This window comes from Sphingomonas sp. Leaf62 (assembly GCF_001421915.1).
Lineage (GTDB): Bacteria > Pseudomonadota > Alphaproteobacteria > Sphingomonadales > Sphingomonadaceae > Sphingomonas.
This window is the reverse complement of the sequence record NZ_LMLN01000002.1, coordinates 32,815-47,514: the sequence shown is the minus strand read 5'-3', so window position 1 is coordinate 47,514 and position 14,700 is coordinate 32,815. Positions and strand designations below refer to the sequence as shown.

The 14,700-nt window shown below is 68.7% G+C and carries 12 protein-coding genes; 7 read left to right on the top strand and 5 right to left on the bottom strand.

The window, feature by feature from the left end; genetic code table 11:
- Positions 1-40: 40 nt before the first annotated feature.
- From ung to ASE91_RS00920, 4 genes are all read right to left on the bottom strand, one after another.
- Positions 41-769, bottom strand: a complete 729-nt coding sequence (ung, locus tag ASE91_RS00935; RefSeq protein WP_082453743.1) for a uracil-DNA glycosylase — start codon at positions 767-769, stop codon at positions 41-43.
- Positions 766-1,071, bottom strand: coding sequence for an alkylphosphonate utilization protein (locus ASE91_RS00930; protein WP_056621890.1), 306 nt, complete (start codon positions 1,069-1,071; stop codon positions 766-768). Before ASE91_RS00930 ends, ung begins: the two co-directional genes overlap by 4 nt.
- Before the next feature lie 41 nt (positions 1,072-1,112).
- On the bottom strand, positions 1,113-2,558 hold the full coding sequence (locus tag ASE91_RS00925; RefSeq protein WP_082453742.1) for a S41 family peptidase: 1,446 nt from the start codon (positions 2,556-2,558) through the stop codon (positions 1,113-1,115).
- A gap of 128 nt (positions 2,559-2,686) precedes the next feature.
- Complete coding sequence (locus ASE91_RS00920; protein ID WP_082453741.1) at positions 2,687-3,742, bottom strand: mannose-1-phosphate guanylyltransferase/mannose-6-phosphate isomerase; 1,056 nt, start codon at positions 3,740-3,742, stop codon at positions 2,687-2,689.
- 179 nt (positions 3,743-3,921) lie between these two features.
- Here ASE91_RS00920 and ASE91_RS00915 point away from each other — a divergent pair, with 179 nt between their 5' ends.
- Genes ASE91_RS00915 through ASE91_RS00895 form a run of 5 tightly spaced genes read left to right on the top strand, consistent with a single transcriptional unit; the run spans position 3,922 to position 11,583 of the window.
- A complete protein-coding gene (locus tag ASE91_RS00915) occupies positions 3,922-5,310 on the top strand; it encodes a TIGR03013 family XrtA/PEP-CTERM system glycosyltransferase (protein WP_055999058.1) in 1,389 nt (462 codons plus the stop codon).
- Positions 5,311-5,314: 4 nt separating this feature from the next.
- Positions 5,315-7,363, top strand: a complete 2,049-nt coding sequence (prsK, locus tag ASE91_RS00910) for an XrtA/PEP-CTERM system histidine kinase PrsK (RefSeq protein WP_056621888.1) — start codon at positions 5,315-5,317, stop codon at positions 7,361-7,363.
- Positions 7,360-8,715, top strand: coding sequence for a PEP-CTERM-box response regulator transcription factor (gene prsR, locus ASE91_RS00905; protein ID WP_056621887.1), 1,356 nt, complete (start codon positions 7,360-7,362; stop codon positions 8,713-8,715). The genes prsK and prsR overlap by 4 nt, the downstream gene beginning before the upstream one ends.
- Entirely contained in the window at positions 8,699-10,753 is a 2,055-nt protein-coding gene (locus ASE91_RS00900) for a tetratricopeptide repeat protein (protein ID WP_056621885.1), read from the top strand. Before prsR ends, ASE91_RS00900 begins: the two co-directional genes overlap by 17 nt.
- A gap of 20 nt (positions 10,754-10,773) precedes the next feature.
- On the top strand, positions 10,774-11,583 hold the full coding sequence (locus ASE91_RS00895; RefSeq protein WP_056621883.1) for an ATP-binding protein: 810 nt from the start codon (positions 10,774-10,776) through the stop codon (positions 11,581-11,583).
- A 234-nt stretch (positions 11,584-11,817) separates the two neighbouring features.
- On the opposite strand, the gene ASE91_RS00890 is transcribed toward ASE91_RS00895, so the two are convergent.
- Positions 11,818-13,587 carry an ATP-binding cassette domain-containing protein gene (locus ASE91_RS00890; RefSeq protein ID WP_056621881.1) on the bottom strand — a complete coding sequence of 590 codons (1,770 nt, stop codon included), beginning with the start codon at positions 13,585-13,587 and terminating at the stop codon, positions 11,818-11,820.
- Between the two features lie 86 nt (positions 13,588-13,673).
- Between ASE91_RS00890 and ASE91_RS00885 the strand changes: the two genes are divergently transcribed.
- Positions 13,674-13,988, top strand: coding sequence for a hypothetical protein (locus tag ASE91_RS00885; RefSeq protein ID WP_056621879.1), 315 nt, complete (start codon positions 13,674-13,676; stop codon positions 13,986-13,988).
- 22 nt (positions 13,989-14,010) lie between these two features.
- A complete protein-coding gene (locus tag ASE91_RS00880; RefSeq protein ID WP_055999079.1) occupies positions 14,011-14,700 on the top strand; it encodes a response regulator transcription factor in 690 nt (229 codons plus the stop codon).

The window sequence follows — 14,700 nt, the reverse complement described above, 5'->3', positions numbered from 1 at the left end:
CCCCTTGAAGTTGGTCCCGCCGAGTTGGCGGTCGGCCGCATCAATCGTCGACGGGGAAGGATGGTTCCGGCATCGTATCGAGCGCGGGCAGCGACCAGTCGATCGTGCCCCGACCGTGCTCGGCCAGAAACGCATTGGCCTGGCTGAACGGACGGCTGCCGAACCAGCCGCTATGCGCCGACAGCGGGGAGGGGTGACGGGCGCGCAGCACGAGGTGGCGACCGCCTGTGCCCACGTCGCGGACGAACGCCGCCTTCTTCTGGGCATGCGCGCCCCATAGCAGGAACACGGTCGGTTCCGCCCGGTCGGCGACGGCATGGACGACCGCGTCGGTGAACGCCTCCCACCCGCGCCCAGCATGCGATGCCGCGCGGTGTTGCTCGACCGTCAGCACGGTGTTCAGCAGCAGCACCCCCTGTCGCGCCCAATGCTCCAGAAACCCGTGCGCGGGCGGCGTCAGGCCCAGATCGGTCTGCAATTCCTTGAAGATGTTGCGCAGCGACGGCGGCACGGCGACGCCCGGCCGGACCGAAAAGGACAGGCCATGCGCCTGTCCCGGCCCGTGATACGGGTCCTGCCCCAGAATGACGACCCGCACCTGGGGAAGCGGGGTCAGCGCCAGCGCCGCGAACCAGTCGCGCGAATGCGGCAGGATGCGCTTGCCCGCCGCCTTCTCGCCTTTCAGGAAATCGCGCAAGGTCGCCATCGTGTCGCCGGCCAGCAGAGGCCCAAGCGCCGCCTCCCAACTGGGATCGATCCCGGCGATCATGTCCGCTTGCGGACGAACTCGGCGCGCAGCACCAGCCCCTTGATGCCGTCGAACTTGCAGTCGATCTCCTGCGCGTCGCCGGTCAGGCGGATCGACTTGATCAGGGTACCGCGCTTCAGCGTCTGGCCCGCGCCCTTGACGGTCAGGTCCTTGATGAGCGTTACCTGATCGCCATCGGCCAGCACGTTGCCGACCGCGTCGCGCACCACCACCGCGTCGTCCGGCGCGGCAGTGGCCGTCGCCTGCGACGCGGGCACCCATTCGCCGGTCGCCTCGTCATAGATATAGTCGTCGTCGCTCATGCCGTCCCCCTTGTCGCCGCCGGGGTAGCGAGCGGGCCGGGTCAGAACAAGCCCGGCACCTCGCGCTGCACGGTCGACGGGCGGGCGGGTTGCAACAGGGCGCGTCCCTCGACCCCGTCGCCGGCGACGCGCAGCCCGTCGCGGGTCGCGGCGGTCGCCGCCGCCGATCCGATCCGCGAACAGCTGCGCCCGGCAAGGAAGTCGAGCGCGCGAGCGACCGATTGCTCGCGCGGGTCGCCCAGCGGATAATTGATGTCGTCGGTCGCCGAACAGGTGTTGGGCACCACCGATGCGAGGCCATCGAAATAGGCCGCCGAGCGCGCCGAATTCTGCACCGACAGCGCGACGATGCGCAGCCGGTCGTCGCACGCTGCCTGATCGACCGCGATCTGCCCGACCGGCTTGCCATAGGTGTTGGTGCCGATCAGCGCCATGTTGTTGCCGAGATAGGGGACGAAGGCGTTGATGACCAATTCGCTGGCCGATGCGGTGCTGCCGGTGCCGATGAACGCGATCCTGGTCGGCGTCACCGACTGCGCAGTCGGCGCGAAGTATTTCGTCTCGTTCTCGGACGATTTTTCGGGGCGGAAGGTGGTGTAGCTATAGACCTGGCTGGTCGATTTGCCGCCACCCAACAGGTCGCCCATCAGATCGGCGACCGAGATCAGCCCGCCGCCATTGTAGCGGAAATCGATGACGAACTCGGTGATCCCCTGCGCCCGGAAACTGGCGAAGGCGTCGCGCAGCGGCTGGTTGGCGGTGGTGATGAACGTGCGCAGGTTGACGTAACCGACCTTCTTGCCGCCATCGGTCAGCACCTTGGCGCCATAGCGGGTCGATACCGGCAGCAGGGCATAGTCGGCCTTGGCGACGGTCTCGGTGCGGGTGGTGCCCTCGGCGGTGCGGAACTCGAACGTGCGCGCGGTGCCGACCGTATCGGGGCCCAGCGCATCGTTCAGGCCATCGATACCGGTCGCGTCGATGATCGCCGACACGCTGCGCAGACTGCCGCTGCCGGTGCCGATCTGCAGGATCTCGGTCCCGCGATCGATGCCGGCGTTCAGTGCCGGCGTCCCTTCGAACGATTCGATCACGAACAGGCGACGGCCGGTCGTGTCGAGCGCGAAGCGGGTGCCGAAGCCGGCGGTCTCGCCCGCGTCGTAATAGGCATTTTCCTCGGCGATCGACGTCAGATAGGTGAAGTACCGGTCGCGCCCCTGCGCCCGCGCGGTCGCGGTCAGCGCGTCGACATAGGCGTCGACCGTGGCGTAGGGCGCGGGGCTCAGGCTCGCCGGCAGGGTTTCGGGGAACAGATACCATTCGCGCAGCTGGGCCAGCGCCCAGTCCTGCCGCTCGCGCAGCGAACAGCCCGCCGTGGTGGTGGGCGTCGGTGTCGGCGTGGCGGAGGGCGTCGGGGAAACCCCGCCGCTGCTGCCGCCACCCAGGACGCTGCCGCTTCCGCCCCCGCCTCCGCAGGCCGATAGCATCGCCAATACGCCCAACGCCGCACCGAATCCTGCCCGCACAACGCGCACTCCATAGTGTCTCGACAGCCTAGGCTGCGTACCGGCGAAGGGAAGGGGGTTTCGCCGGTGCGCCAACGTACTGGTTCGGTTCAGTTCGCCTTCATCGCTTCCAGCAAGCGCTTGACCTCTTGCGAACGTCCGCGCGGCAGGATCATGACGTCGTTGCCGCTGGCGACGACGATCAGGTCGCTGACCCCCACCATCGCGATCCGCACCCCGTCCGACCGGACGAGGCAGCCGCTGGTGTCGACCAGCGTCACGTCGCCGCCGGTGGCATTGTGCGCATCGTCGCGGTCGCTGATCGCGTGCAGCGCGTCCCAGCTGCCGACGTCGCTCCATCCCATCGCCACCGGCGCGACCGCCACCCGGTCGTCGCGCTCCATCACCGCATAGTCGATCGAGTCGGACGGGCTGGCGGCGAACGCCTCCGCCTCGGGGCGGATGCAGATGCCGTCGCGCTGCGCCCGGTCCATCGCCCCTTGCGCCGCTTCCAGCATCGTCGGCACGAACCGACCGATCGCGTCGAGGAACCGGTCGGCGCGGAACAGGAAGATGCCGCCGTTCCACGCATGGTCGCCCGATGCCAGCATCGCTTCCGCCGCATCCAGCGGTGGCTTCTCGACGAAGCGGTCGACGCGATTCACGCCTTCGGCCAGCGGCTCGCCGACCTTGATCCAGCCATAGCCGGTTTCGGGCGCATCGGGGGCGATGCCGAACGTCACCATCCAGCCATCCTCGACCAGCGGTAGCGCGCGGTCGATCGCGACGCGAAATGCGTCGAGGTCGAGGATGACATGGTCCGACGGCATCACCAGCAACGGCGCATCGCCGCCGCCCGCGGCGATCGCCGCCAGCGCGATGGCGGGCGCGGTGTTGCGGCCCATCGGTTCGAGGATGATCGCCTGCGGGGTCGAACCGATGGCCGACAGCTGTTCGGCGACCGCATCGGCATGGGCGGCATTGGCGACGACGATCGGCGCAGCATAGCCTTCGCCCGCGGCACGGCGCGCGGTCAGCTGCAACATCGTCTCGGCGGCGGTCAGCGCGAGGAACTGCTTGGGCCGTTCCGGCCGCGACATCGGCCACAGGCGGGTGCCCGCCCCCCCGGACAGAATGACGGGGACGATGGCGGACGAAACGGGCATGGATCGGATCTCCGAACAGGATCAGGCAGGCAAAAACGGCCCGCCCGGACGGGCAAGCGAGTGTTGCGATACAACAACGATGTGACGATGCGTATCCATCCCGTTCAGTATTTCTTTGCGCTTTCGCGCGATACGGGGTGGGTGTCGGACTGGCTTACACCTGTATCGAGAGCCCGGCGATGATTCGGCTGTTCAAACATTATATTCCGCACGCCGTCTTGCTGCTGGGTCTGCTCGATTTTCTCGTCCTGCTGGTGGCGGCCGAACTTGGCTGGGTCACGCGGGCGATGCAGATCGACATGGCGGTCGAGCCGATTCACACCCGCATCCCGCAATTGCTCAGCTTCGCCGTCTGTCTCGAAACCGCACTGGTCGCGGTCGGCATTTATGGCACCGATGCGTTGCAATCGATCAAGTTCGCCGCGGCGCGGCTGATCGTCGCGGTCGCGGTGGGGGCGATCTTCCTCGCCGTCGTCTTCTTCCTCGCGCCGTCGATCACCTTCTGGCGGTCCAATCTAGCTTACGGGCTGGGCTTCGCGGCGGTGCTGCTGCTGACCTTGCGCATCCTGACCGGTACGCTGTTCGGGGGGCAGGCGTTCAAGCGGCGGGTGATCGTGTTGGGGGCAGGCCCGCGCGCGCAGCGGCTGAAGGATCTCGGCCGGACGCCCGGCGCCGGTTTCGTGGTCGTCGGCTATGTCGCGATGAGCGAGGCGAACCGGGTCATCCCCGAAGCGATCGCCCGCGACGCCATCTATAATCTTGCCGATCACGTCGTGCTGCTCGGCGCGTCGGAGGTCGTGCTGGCGCTGGAGGAGCGGCGCAACGCCCTGCCGCTGAAGGACCTGCTGCGCATCCGCACCACCGGTGTCCATGTCAACGAAATCTCGACCTTCCTCGAACGCGAAACGGGTCGCGTCGACCTCGACAGCGTCAGCCCGTCGTGGCTGATCTTCTCCGACGGCTTCTCGTCGGGGCGGATGGTGTCGAGCGTGTTCAAGCGGATGTTCGACATCGCCGCCAGCCTGTTGCTGCTGACGCTGACGCTGCCGGTCCTGCTGGTCGCGGCGATCGCGGTCAAGCTCGACAGCCGCGGCCCCGTCTTCTACCGCCAGCGCCGCGTCGGGCTGTACAGCAGCGGATTCGACATTCCGAAACTGCGGTCGATGCGCACCGATGCCGAAGCGGCGGGGACCGCGGTCTGGGCCGAAAAGAACGACCCCCGCATCACCCGCATCGGCCGCATCCTGCGCAAGACGCGGATCGACGAGCTGCCGCAATGCTGGAGCGTACTGGTCGGCGAAATGAGCTTCGTCGGCCCCCGCCCGGAACGCCCGGAGTTCGTGTCGGCGCTGGAGGACAAGCTGCCTTATTATGCCGAACGGCATATGGTGAAGCCCGGCATCACCGGCTGGGCACAGATCAACTATCCCTATGGCGCATCGATCGACGATGCCCGGCAGAAGCTGGAATACGACCTGTATTATGCCAAGAACTATTCGCCGTTCCTCGACCTGCTGATCCTGCTCCAGACCCTGCGCGTCGTGATCTGGTCGGGCGGAGCGCGGTAAGCGCATGCTGATCGGCGTCATCGTCTGGGGCCATGCGATCGCGGCGCTGCTGTTCGGCGCGCTCGCTTTCTGGACGGTCCGGCGCGGAGCAGCCGATACGGCGCTGCCGCGAGGCTGGCTGGCGCTGGCGCTGGCGTTGACCGCGCTGTGGACCCTGTCGGTGGCGGGGATCGGCGATGCGCAGGCGGTGTCGCACCTGTTCGCGGGCGCACGCACGCTCGGCTGGCTGATGCTGTTGATCGTCCTCCAGCGTCGCGCCGGTAGCGACGATGCGGGGCTGGGCCGTATCCTCGCCTATGCTGCCGTCGCGGCGGTCGATATCGCGCAGCTCGTACTCGACCTCGCCGCCGCGACCATGCCGGGGTCGCAGGCGGCGGCGATGATCGGTGCGGTATCGACGGTGCTCGGCGCGCTGGCGGCGCTCGGCGCGCTGCTGCTGCTCCATGGCCTGTTCCCGGTGGCGGCATCGGCGGCGACGCGGATGGTGCTGGTCGCGGCCGGCGCGTTCTGGCTGATCGACGTCAATCTGTGCATCGCAGCCTATCTGGTCGGGCAGGCCCCGGCCGAACTGATCGCGGCGCGCGGTGTCGCCCTCGCGGCAATGGCGCTGCTGGTCGCACTGGCGCTGTCGCGGCCCGGCACCGGCGGCGTGCAACTGTCGCGGACCGCGACGTTCCACACGCTATCGGTACTGGGGCTGATGGCCTATTTCGCGGTGACGATCATGGCGACCAGCCTGATCGCGGCGCTGGGCGGCGACCATGCCCGGATCGGCCAGACCGCGTTCGTGTTCGGGTCGACCGTCGCGGTGCTGACCGCTGCCTCGTCCGGCTGGCTGCGGGCGTGGGTCAAGGTCAAGCTGGTCAAGCATCTCTTCACCCACCGCTACGACTATCGCTCCGAATGGACCCGCTTCACCGAGACGCTGGGCGAGCCCAAGGGCGGCGCGCCGCTCGACGAACGCTTGGTGAAGGCGGTGGCCGACCTGACCGACTCCCCGGCCGGGCTGTTGCTGGTCGCGGAAGGCGACGGGCTGGCGGTCGGCGCGTCATGGCGTTGGGAGGGCGACGCGCTGGGCACCGCCGCCGACAGCATGACGCTGGCGGAGCATCTGCGCGTGACCGGCCGCATCCTCGAACTCGATCCGCTGCGCGAGCGGCTCGATGGCGCCGATGGCGCGGCGGTGCCGGCGGCGATGCTGGCGCATGGTGAAGCATGGGTGGTCGTGCCGTTGCCGCATCTGGGGCGGATGGCCGGTGCGATCCTGCTCGCGCGGCCGCTGCTCGCCCGCGCGCTCGACTGGGAGGATTTCGACCTGCTGCGCATCGCCGGGCGCCAGGTGGCAAGCTATCTGGCCGAGGAACGCGCCCAGTCGGCACTGGCCGAGGCGCGCCGGTTCGAGGAGTTCAACCGCCGCTTCGCCTTCATCCTGCACGACGTGAAGAATATCGTCAGCCAGTTGAGCCTCGTCGCGCGCAACGCCGTGCGCCATGCCGACAATCCCGATTTCCGCGCCGACATGGTCGCGACGCTGAACGAATCCGCCACTCGGATGAACGACCTGCTCGCCCGCCTGTCCGAACGCGAACCGGCGCGTGGCGAGGCGCTGCGCCCGGTCGCGCTGTCGAGCGTCGCGGCCGGATCGGTGGCGCGCTTCCGAACGCGGGGAGCGGTGGTGGTCGAGGGGCCGGCGACGCTCCATGCCTCGGCCGACCCGGCACGGTTGCAGCAGGTGATCGACCATCTGGTCCACAACGCCCTCGATGCAGGCGGCAGCGATCCGGTCCGCATCGTGCTGGGCGATGCGGGCGACCGGGTGTGGGTCGAGGTGATCGACACCGGCATCGGCATGACCCGGCAGTTCATTCGCGACGAACTCTTCCGTCCGTTCGTCTCGTCGAAGCCCTCGGGCTTCGGCATCGGTGCGTTCGAGGCGCGCCAACTCGCGGTCGCGATGGGCGGCCATATCGCTGTCGACAGCCAGCCGGGACGGGGGGCGCGCTTTCGCGTCACCCTGGCGGCGGCGCGTCCGATGCTGGAGCAAGCGGCATGACGATACGCAAGTGCCTGTTGATCGTCGAGGACGATGCCGGGCTGCAACGCCAGTTGCGCTGGGCCTATGAAGGCTATGACATCGTCGTCGCGGGCGATCGCGATGCGGCGATCGCGGCGGTGCGTGCCGAGGAACCGCAGGTCGTGACGCTCGACCTCGGCCTGCCGCCCGATCCCGATGGCGTGACCGAAGGCTTTGCGACGATGGAGGCCATCCTCGCCATCAAGCCCGATACCAAGATCGTCGTCGCCAGCGGCCATGGCGACCGGGCGAGCGCGCTGCGCGCCATCGATCTGGGCGCATGGGATTTCTACGCCAAGCCGATCGATATCGACGCGCTGGGCCTGATCGTCGCGCGCGCCTTCCACGTCCATGCGCTGGAGGCGGAGAACCGCCGGCTGGCCGACCGGATCGAGGGGCAGGCGGTGCTGGGCGGCATGATTACCGCCGCGCCGGAGATGCTGAAGGTCACGCGCACGATCGAACGGGTCGCCCCGGCCGATGTGTCGGTGATGCTGCTCGGCGCGTCGGGCACCGGCAAGGAATTGCTGGCACGCGGGGTGCACGACGCATCGCGGCGCAAGCGCGGCAATTTCATCGCCATCAACTGCGCCGCCATCCCCGAAACGCTGCTCGAAAGCGAGTTGTTCGGGCATGAGAAGGGCGCGTTCACCGGCGCGGTCAAGACGACCGAGGGCAAGATCGAACAGGCGGCGGGGGGCACGCTGTTCCTCGACGAGATCGGCGATGTGCCGCTTGCCCTGCAGGTCAAGCTGCTGCGCTTCCTGCAGGAACGGGTGATCGAACGGATCGGCGGGCGCAAGGCGATCCCGGTCGACACGCGGATCGTGTGCGCGACGCATCAGGATATCGACGCGATGGTCGCCGATGGCCGGTTCCGCGAGGACCTGTATTACCGGCTGGCCGAAATCGTGGTGCGCATCCCGTCGCTGTCGCAGCGGCCGGGCGATCCGGCGCTGCTGGCGCGGCATTTCCTCGACCGCCATGCCGCGCAGATGGGGCTGGGCCAGAAACGTTTCGCCCTCGACGCGCTGGCGGCGATCGAGGCGTGGGGCTGGCCGGGCAATGTCCGTGAACTGGAAAATCGGGTGAAGCGCGCGGCGATCATGGCCGATGGCAAGGCGGTGACCGCCGCCGATCTCGACTTCGGCACCGCGCAGTCTCTGTCGGGACCGATCAATCTGAAGGCGGTGCGCGAGGCGGCGGACCGATCAGCGATCCGGTCGGCGCTGGCACAGGCGCAAGGGAATATTTCGAGCACGGCGCGGCTGCTGGGGATCAGCCGCCCGACGCTCTACGACTTGATGAAGAGCTATGACCTGCAACCCTGATCGATCGATCCGCGCGCTGCTCGGCATGGGCGGGCTGGCGATCGTGGCGGGAATGCTCGCCACGATCGGCGGCGTGCTGCCCGCGCGCGCCGATGCCGCCGATGCCCGGACCCGGCTGGCACAGGCGCTGGCGCACTATGAAGCCGGGCACTGGACGCAGGCGCGCGAAGCCGCGCAGGCGGCGACCGCCGCCGACCCGACATGGGGACTGGCGCAGGCGGTGCTGGCGCGCACCCATCTGGTGCTGGGCGAGGGCGTCGCCGCACAGGGCGCGATCGACCGGGCGGTGGCCGGCGGCTTCGATCCCCAGCGCATCCATCAGCTGCGCGCCCATGCCCGACTGCTACAGGGCGACGCGACCGGCGCGGTGACCGAGGCGGACAAGACTCCGGCGCGCTATCGCCCCTATGCCGACCGCATCCGTGCGCAGGCGGTCGCCGCGGGTGGCGACGTCGCCGGCGGACTGAACGCGCTGGAGGCGATCGTCGCGCGCGCACCACAGGACGCGGCTGCGTGGGTTGCGCTCGGACAGATACGGATGGGCGCGGGCGACATGGTCGGCGCGGTCAACGCCGCTGCGGCGGCAGTCCGCGCCGAACCCTCGTCGCCCGACGCGCTGCGCTTGCGCGCCGAAACGGTGCGCGTCCAATATGGACTGGTCGCGGCACTGCCATGGTTCGAAGCGGCGCTGAAGCGCGATCCGTACGGCTATGACACGCTGATCGAATATGCCGCGACGCTCGGCGACGCCGGGCGGGCGAGCGCGATGCTGGACGCGGTGCGGCGGGCGATGGCGGTGCGGCCGGGCAGCGCGCAGGGCTATTATCTGCAAGCGGTGCTGGCGGCGCGCGCCGGCGATTACGACACCGCGCGCAGCATCCTCGACAAGACCGGGCGCGGTGTCGCCGGCGTGCCGGGCGCATTGTTGCTGAGCGCCTCGATCGATCTGGCGCAGGGGAATGAGGGGCAGGCGGCAGTCGCGCTCCGCGAACTGGTCGCGCGGCAGCCGACCAACGTCACCGCGCGCAAGCTGCTGGCGCTGGCGCTGCTCAAGAGCAATGCCGCACAGGACGCGCTCGATTATATCCGGCCGGCAGCGATGCGGGGCGATGCCGACAGCTACTCGCTGACGCTGGCGGCGCGGGCGATGGAGCGGCTGGGCAACCGGGCAGGCGCAGCGGTGATGCTCGATCGCGCCGCCTCACCCGGACGCGGACGCTCGACCGCCTTCGCCCCCGATGAAGACCTTGCGATGCTGGCGGAGGATGCTCGGCTCACCCCCGGCGATCCGGCGGTGGCGGTCCCCTATATCCGGGCGCTGGCGGCGGCCGGGAAGAACGTCGAAGCGGTCGCGGCGGCGCAGCGGGTGGCAACGGCCAATCCCGGCGCGCCCGCCGCGCAACTGCTGCTGGGCGATACGCTGTCCGCCGCCGGACGGATGGGCGAGGCGGCCGATGCCTATGCGCGCGCCGCCGCGACCCGGTTCGACGAAGCGACGATGCTGCGGCTGGTCGATGCCCGCGACCGCGCCGGACAGCGTGCGCAAGCGAGCGCGACGCTGTCGCTCTATCTGGCACAGAACCCGGCAAACGTCGCCGGGCTCCGCCTCGCGGCGCAGTGGCAGGCGGCCGCCGGGGACGATGACGCGGCGATCGAAACGCTCGAACGACTGCGCGCGCTGGTCGGCGACCGCGATGCGGCGGTGCTGGCGGAACTTGCCAACGCCTATGCCGGTGCCGGACAGGCAGAAATCGCGCAGGAGTATGCCGCTGCCGCCTATCGGATCGCGCCGGCCAATCCGCTGGTGGCGGATGCGCTCGGCTGGGCCTTGTTCGCGAACGAAAATATCGGCGCGGCGATCCCGGTGATGGCAAAGGCCGTTCGGATCGCGCCCGCCCATGCCGGCATCCGCTGGCACATGGCACAGATCGCCGCCGCCGCCGGGGATCGCGCCGTCGCAGCAGCCAATGCGCGCGCGGCGCTGGCGGACAAGGGCTTTGCCGATCGCGCGGCGGCACAGGCGTTGATCGCGCCCTAGACGCTGGCTAGGGCGGCGACATGACCGATCCGCTCCTTCGCATCGCCGCCGCGCTCGAACGCCTGTCGCCACCGCCGCCGCCCGCCGCCGATCCGCTGGCGCACCGGGCCTATGGCTGGGACGGGGCGGTGCTGTCGGCGGCGCGGGGGTTCCGGCCGTTGCCGATCGACCGGCTGGTCGGGATCGAGGCGCAGCGCGACGCGCTGACCGCCAATCTCGACCGGCTGGCCAATGGCGCGGCGGCGCATGACGTGTTGCTATGGGGTGCGCGCGGTACCGGCAAGTCGGCGCTGGTCAAGGCGGCGGTCGGGCAGGTGCAGGCGGACGGCGGCAATCTCGCGCTGGTGGAGGCATCGGCCGGGGCGCTGGCGAAGCTGCCCGCGCTGTTCGCGCTACTGGCCGACATGCCGCGCGCGTTCGTCGTGTTCGTTGACGATCTCGGCTTCGATACTCCCGCCGATGGCCGCGCGTTGCGATCGCTGCTGGAAGGTGGCGCGGAGGGGCGGCCGCCGAACGTCCGGCTGATCGTCACCGCCAACCGCCGTCATTTGATCCCGCGCGACCTGAAGGAGCAGGATAGCGCCATCAACCCGCGCGACGGCATCGACGATGCGCTGGCACTGGCCGACCGGTTCGGCCTGTCGCTCGGCTTCCACGTTGTCGACCAGGATCATTATGTCGCGATCGTCGAGCGTTACTGCACGGCGTACGGCCTGCCGTTCGACGCGCAGGAGGCGATCGGCTGGGCAACGAAGCGCGGCAGCCGGTCGGGGCGCGTGGCATGGCAGTATGTGACTGATCTCGCCGGCCGCCACGGCAAGGTGGTTTAGAAGAAGATTGGTTCACGCGAAGGCGCGGAGACGCGAAGGGGTTTCGTCGGCGGCTTCTGTCGCCCTTCATCACCAACGTTGGCTGAAAGCGAAGGCGCTGCCGCGCGGATGTCGTCTTCGCGTCTCCGCGCCTTCGCGCGAACCAATCTCTGCTGTCGGCGGACGCATCGCTTGTGGCTGTCCCCCTCCATCAGCCTGCGGCTGGTCCCCCTCTCCGCGAAGCGGGGAGGGGCTTTACGCCTCCGCCATTTCCGCCAGCGCCAGCCAGCGCTCTTCCGCCGCGTCCTTTTCCGCCCGCGCCTTCTCGATCTGCGCGTTCAGCGCCGCGAAGCGCTTCGGGTCCTTGGTGTACAGCGCCGGATCGGCCAGCAGCGCTTCGTCGCGTTCGATCGCCGCTTCCAGTTCCTCGATCCGCTTGGGCAGGATGTCGAGGTCGCGCTGGTCCTTGTAGCTCATCTTGGACGATTTCGGTTTGGCCGGCGCGGCCTCGACCGGCTTCGCCTTGGCCTTCGCCGCGCTCCGTTCGCGCCGCTTGGCGACCCAGTCGGCATAGCCGCCCGGCACGACGTCGACATGGCCGCTGCCGTCCATGCCCAGCGTCACCGTCACCGTTCGGTCGAGAAAGTCGCGATCGTGGCTGACGATCAGCACGGTCCCGGCATAATCGCCGATCACCTCCTGCAACAAGTCCAGCGTCTCCAGGTCGAGATCGTTGGTCGGTTCGTCGAGCACCAGCAGGTTCGACGGTCGCGCGAATTCGCGGGCGAGCAGCAGCCGCGACCGCTCGCCACCCGACAGCGTGCCGATCCGCGCCTCGGCGATCGACGGATCGAACAGGAACTCCTTCAGATAGCCATGGACGTGCTTCTTCGACCCGTTGACCTCGATCCAGTCGCCGCCGTCCGCCAGCACGTCGCGCACCCGCTTTTCGGGGGCCATCAGCTTGCGCTGCTGGTCGATGACGATCCCGTCCAGCGTCTGCGCGCGCATGATCCTGCCCGAATCGGGGTCGAGGTCGCCGGTCAGCAGCCGCAGCAACGTCGTCTTTCCCGCGCCATTGCCGCCGACGATGCCGATCCGGTCGCCCCGCCGGACGCGCAGCGAAAAGTCCTTCAGCACCGTGCGGTCGCCGAACGCCTTGGTCACATGTTCGGCGTCGATCACCACCTTGGTCTTGGTATCGTCGGCCTCTACTGCCAACTTGGCGGTGCCCTGCGGCCCCTGCATCGCTGCGCGCTGCGCCCGCAATTCGTGGAGCTTTTCGAGGCGGCCCATGTTGCGCTTGCGCCGTGCGGTGACGCCGCGGTGGAGCCAATGTTCCTCGATCTTCAGCTTCGCGTCGAGCCGCTGCGCCGCGCGTTCCTCTTCGGCGGCGGCCTGTTCCATCCACGCCTCGAACCCGCCGAACCCGATCTCGGCGCGACGGATACCGCCGCGATCCAGCCACAGCGTCGACTTGGTCAGCCGCGTCAGGAACGTGCGGTCGTGGCTGATGACGATGAACGCGCCGTTATAGCGGTTCAGCCATTCCTCCAGCCATTCGATCGCCGACAGGTCGAGATGGTTGGTCGGCTCGTCCAGCAGCAGCACGTCCGGGTTCTCGGCCAGCGCGCGCGCGATCGCCGCCCGCCGCCGCTCGCCGCCGCTGGCGGTCGCCGCCTCGCGGTTCAGGTCGATGCCGAGCTGGTCGGCGATGGCATCGACCTCATGCTCGGCCGGCGCGCGCGGTCCGCGCAGGGCGAAGTCCCGCAGCGTCGCATAGCCATCGACCTGCGGGTCCTGTTCCAGCAGCACGACATGCGTACCCGGCACGATCGTCCGCCGGCCCTCATCGGCATCGACCGCGCCGGCAATCAGCTTCAACAGTGTCGTCTTGCCCGCGCCGTTGCGCCCGATCAGCGCCAGCCGGTCGCGTGTGCCGACATGGATGTCGAGCCCGCGAAACAGCCAGCCATTGCCCTGGATCAATCCAAGGCCCTCATAGGACAATATCGGTGCAGCCATGTGTGGCAGGTAAGCCGCAGTTGCGAACGAAGCAAGTTACGCCAGCCTGTCTGCCCTATTCACGGGCTGTTCAAGGCGTGGCCCCTATGCCAGGCCTGATGGTGATGATCGTTCGGTTCCTTGCCCTGGGATTGCTGGCGGTGTCGGGTGTCGCGCAGGCGACGGTCGACCAGCGGCTGCGCGATCACCGCGCGGCACAGGCAGCCCGCGAAGAGGGGCGCATCCTGCCGATGCGCGAGATCGAACGCCGGGTCGTGCCGCAGATGCGCGGCGCGCAATATCTCGGCTTCGACTATGATCCGGCGACCGGCATTTACACGCTCAAATTCCTGCGCGATGGCGCGGTGATCTGGGTCGATGTCGATGCCCGTACCGGTCAGATCACCGGCCGTAGTCGTTGAATCAAAAAGGGGAGAGAAGCCGATGCGCGTCCTGATCGTCGAGGACGAACCCAATCTCGGCCGCCAGCTGCGTACCACGCTGGAGGGTGCGGGCTATGCCGTCGACCTCGCCACCGATGGCGAAGAGGGGCATTTTCTCGGCTCGACCGAGACCTATGACGCGATCATCCTCGACCTCGGCCTGCCCGAGATCGACGGGCTGACCGTGCTCGATCGCTGGCGCAAGGAAGGCCGCAGCGCCCCGGTGCTGGTGCTGACCGCGCGCGACAGCTGGTCGGACAAGGTCGCGGGGCTGGACGCCGGGGCCGACGATTACGTCGCCAAGCCGTTCCAGACCGAGGAACTGATCGCCCGGCTGCGCGCGCTGATCCGGCGCGCGTCGGGTAATGCGTCGGCCGAACTGACCGCGGGCGATATCCGGCTCGACACGCGGTCGGGCAAGGTCACGCGCGCCGGCGAACCGGTGAAGCTGACCGCGCAGGAATATAAGCTGTTGTCCTACCTGCTCCATCACAAGGGCAAGGTGGTCAGCCGGACCGAACTGATCGAACATATCTACGATCAGGATTTCGACCGTGATTCGAACACGATCGAAGTGTTCGTGACGCGCATCCGCAAGAAGCTGGGCGCCGACGTCATCACGACGATCCGGGGGCTCGGCTACAGCCTCGACGAACCGGGCGCGCCGAAGCCGGCGGGCGCGGAGGACTGA